This window comes from Pseudomonas sp. FSL R10-1350, assembly GCF_009600525.1.
Taxonomy (GTDB): Bacteria; Pseudomonadota; Gammaproteobacteria; order Pseudomonadales; family Pseudomonadaceae; genus Aquipseudomonas; species Aquipseudomonas helleri.
Genome location: NZ_WIVR01000124.1, coordinates 1 through 3,361, shown reverse-complemented (window position 1 = coordinate 3,361; position 3,361 = coordinate 1). Strand labels below are relative to the sequence as shown.

Here is a 3,361-nt window from a genome sequence, read left to right as displayed (position 1 = left end):
GCTGGCCCAGCACGCTGACGCTACCGCCGTGGGCCGTCTGCAAACCGGCCAGCACCCGCAGCAGGCTGGACTTGCCCACCCCGCTGGGGCCCAGCACCGAGACCACTTCACCGGGCATCAATTGCAGATCAAAGCCTTCCAGCACTGACTGCCAACCCGTGTCACGGGCATAGCCCAGGGTGATCTGGCGCGCCTCAAGCACCACCGCACTCATTGCGCACTGGCCTGGCTTTGACGCTGTAACTCGGCCCGCAGCTGTACCAGGCTTGGGGTCACAATCGGCACAAAGGCCGATTCGCGCCAGCGACGCGCAAACGCGCTGCCATAGGCACTCAGGTAAGCTTTGCCGCCGCTGGCTTGCAGTTCGAATTGCACGGCACTCGCGGTGGCCTCGGCCAGGGCGATGCGGATCTTGAACAGCGCTGCCGGTTGCGTCAGAAAACGCCCGTCCAGCAGCCCGGCCTTAAGCGCTGTGACGTGGCTTTCAAGGGCCGCCCGTTGTTCTTCCAGGAGTTCGAGCAAGCCTGCGCGTGGGCCTTGCAGATGCGCTTGCGCTTCGTTAAGCGAACGCCGCGCCAGACCAATCGCCATGGCACATTGCAAGCCCAGGAAGGCCGGGCGCACGGCCGGTAAAAACACTTTGGCATTGTCGTGTAGGAGCCACTCTTCAGCCACCTGCACAGCTTGCAAATCAATGGCTGCGGTATTGCTCGACTGCAAGCCCATCAGTTGCAGGTCCGCCGAGCGCGTCAGCCCCGGCAGGGCGTCAGGGATCGCCAGCACAAACGGCGTACCGCCCTCTTCCCGATCAATCGCTGCTGCCACCACAAACCCGCTTTTGCGCAGATTGGTCACCCAGTGCAAACGGCCGTTGAGGCTCCAGCCATTGGCCTCGGCCCGCGCCTGCACTTGCAGCGCCTCGACCCCCGACAGAAACTTCATGGCATTGGACAGGCCCGTAGCACCCGCCAGTTGACCGCTCAACAAATCGGGCAGCAAGCGCTCACCCAGGGCCTTGTTCGGGCTTTGCAGGACATATTCGATAAACGCGCGCTGGCCCCAAAACACAAACGCCGAGGCCAGCGAATGACTGGCGACACTGGCCACGCTTTCTATCGCATCGACGACGGAGCCGCCGCTGCCGCCCAACGCCGGGTCAACCCCGACCCGCAGCACATTGGCGGCCGCCAGCTGTGACAGAACGGTCTGCGGGTCGCTGTGGCCCAAGTCGAGCGCCTCGGCTTCGGTCTCCAGCCAATGACTGAGTACGGGGTCGAGCATGTGGGTTTCTCCTTAAAATCGTGGCCCGCTGATTACTCAGGTTTGTTCCAGCTGTACCGCGCCAGCTCAGGGTTCAACGGGGTCCGCGCGAAGACGTTGGCAAAGTTGCACAAGGTCGCCAGGCTCACGCCCAGAATCACTTCCAGCACTTGGCCTTCGGTAAAACCGGCGGCCTTAAAGGTGGCGAAAGTGCCGTCGCTGACATCACCACGGGTGGCAATCACTTCACGGGTGAACGCCGCCAGCGCTTCCAGTCGTTCAACTGGCAGCTCGGTTTGGCCGCGCAGCGCCGTCACCACTTCGTCTGGCAGCTTTGCCTTGTTTTGCGCCACAGCGGTATGCCCTGCGACACAAAAATCGCAACCATGACGCGTGGCAGCAATCAACTGCACCACTTCGCGCTCAGGCAGGGTCAGCTCAGACTTGCCGTTAAGCGCCGAAACCGTGACATAGGTTTCCAATGCCGCCGGCGCATTGGCTAGAATCCCTAGCAAGTTCGGAATAAATCCTGAGTTTTTTTGCGCGTTTTCCAGAAATGGCTTGGCGGCTTGCGGTGCGGTTTCCAGGGTATGAAGGGTGACGCGAGACATGTGGTGACTCCTGCGTAAGGTGTCTAAACAGTCTGTTGGTTATAAAAAATTCATTCCATATTCTAAAGTAGCGATTACTTGCTCCTGAGTGTTTCCATTAGATGATTTCTTCCACCCCACTAATCGATTGGTTATTAGAAAGCCTTGAGCTGGATGCCAGTCTTTTTCACGTCGGCCGTTATTGCGGCGGCTGGCACAGCAGCACCGAGGGGTTGGCCCGTGCCAGTTTCCATATGGTCGTGCAGGGCCAATGCTGGCTGCATGTCGAGGGGCAAACCACAGGCGTGCAGCTCAACGCGGGGGATGCGCTGTTTCTGCTGCAAGATTTGAAGTACCGGCTGTCCAGCGCCCAAGACCCAAGCCTGGCCGCGCAACTGCCGCGCCAGACCATGCAAGCGCTCGACAGTCAGGCGGAAGATGGCGTGGGCCTGGTCTGTGGTTTCTTCCATTTTCAGCCGGGGCTTTCGGCGCTGATCATCGAAGCCCTGCCCGCGTGGATTCTCTTGCGCGCCGACGACCCTTCGTCCCACGCAGCGCGCACGCTTTTCCAACTGATACTGGAAGAATGTCAGCGAACACCGGGGCCATCGTCAGCCCTGCTTGAGCGCCTTAGCCACCTGCTATTTCTCTATGTCTTACGCCAGCAAGTCGGCGACAACCCGAGCCTCGGGGGCTTGGTCGCCTTGGCGCGGCAGCCGCTGTTTTCCAGCTTGCTGGAGCAACTGATCGAACACCCCGAGCGGCCCTGGACACTGGAAAGCATGGCCGCCTGCACTGGCCTGTCACGCTCGGCGTTTTTCAAACGGTTTAGCGAGCAGGCCGGGCAATCACCGGGGCATGTCTTGCTGGCGCTGCGCATGCGCCATGCCTGCCGTTTGCTACAAACCGGCCACACCGTCGAGCAAGTCTGTGGTGCGGTGGGCTATCAGTCGATTGCCGCCTTCACCCGGGCATTTACCAAAGCGATCGGCGTGCAACCGGGGGCTTATCGCAAGCAGCATGAGCGACGTTGAGCGGCTTGGCCCGCGCAGTCTATGCTGTATTTACAACCTTCATTACGTGGAGACCTGTGTGACCGAACCTGGACCTCGGCATCAAAAAGCCCTTGACCGGTTCCTGGGCGAACGCCCGGAACTGGCTACAAAACTCGACAATCTAAACCCGCTGGAAGCCCGCGCGGCGGGCCTATCCATGGAGGAATATCGTCAGGAACGCCTCAACGAAGCCTTTGAAGCGGAGGCTGAAAAACTGGGCTTTTTTGCCTGGGAACTGACCCTGCAATTGACCAGTGAAACGCCCGAAGACTTTGAAGCGCAGCGCCTTGAAGTGCACCGCGAAGTGGCGCAAATGGCAGGCATGGAATGGGCCGAGTATTGCGAGTTGTATGGCCTTGAGGTTGAGGCGCATTAAAAGTGTAATTACATGGACTCGCCCAAGCCGAGGCGTCTGTGCGCCACGGTGGCATTCTATTAGAAGCCAACGACAGCGAG

At 60.0% G+C, this 3,361-nt stretch carries 5 protein-coding genes; 2 read left to right on the top strand and 3 right to left on the bottom strand.

Annotated elements, in window-relative coordinates; all coding sequences use genetic code 11:
• From GHO25_RS25240 to GHO25_RS25230, 3 genes are all read right to left on the bottom strand, one after another.
• Positions 1–214: ATP-binding cassette domain-containing protein (locus GHO25_RS25240; protein WP_153393266.1), on the bottom strand; the 214-nt coding region annotated here is incomplete at its 3' end.
• Positions 211–1,281, bottom strand: a complete 1,071-nt coding sequence (locus GHO25_RS25235) for an acyl-CoA dehydrogenase family protein (RefSeq protein WP_048369363.1) — start codon at positions 1,279–1,281, stop codon at positions 211–213. The genes GHO25_RS25240 and GHO25_RS25235, both read right to left, overlap by 4 nt.
• 32 nt (positions 1,282–1,313) lie before the next feature.
• Entirely contained in the window at positions 1,314–1,871 is a 558-nt protein-coding gene (locus GHO25_RS25230; protein ID WP_153329776.1) for a carboxymuconolactone decarboxylase family protein, read from the bottom strand.
• A gap of 101 nt (positions 1,872–1,972) precedes the next feature.
• Here GHO25_RS25230 and GHO25_RS25225 point away from each other — a divergent pair, with 101 nt between their 5' ends.
• On the top strand, positions 1,973–2,884 hold the full coding sequence (locus GHO25_RS25225) for an AraC family transcriptional regulator (RefSeq protein WP_153329778.1): 912 nt from the start codon (positions 1,973–1,975) through the stop codon (positions 2,882–2,884).
• A gap of 58 nt (positions 2,885–2,942) precedes the next feature.
• On the top strand, positions 2,943–3,281 hold the full coding sequence (locus tag GHO25_RS25220) for a DUF6388 family protein (RefSeq protein ID WP_048369366.1): 339 nt from the start codon (positions 2,943–2,945) through the stop codon (positions 3,279–3,281).
• Positions 3,282–3,361: the final 80 nt, after the last annotated feature.

Excerpts from the sequence above, each read along its gene's own strand:
- GHO25_RS25235 (WP_048369363.1), bottom strand. The coding sequence starts at position 1,281 with ATGCTCGACCCCGTACTCAGTCATTGGCTGGAGACCGAAGCCGAGGCG.
- GHO25_RS25225 (WP_153329778.1), top strand. The coding sequence starts at position 1,973 with ATGATTTCTTCCACCCCACTAATCGATTGGTTATTAGAAAGCCTTGAG.
- GHO25_RS25230 (WP_153329776.1), bottom strand. The coding sequence starts at position 1,871 with ATGTCTCGCGTCACCCTTCATACCCTGGAAACCGCACCGCAAGCCGCC.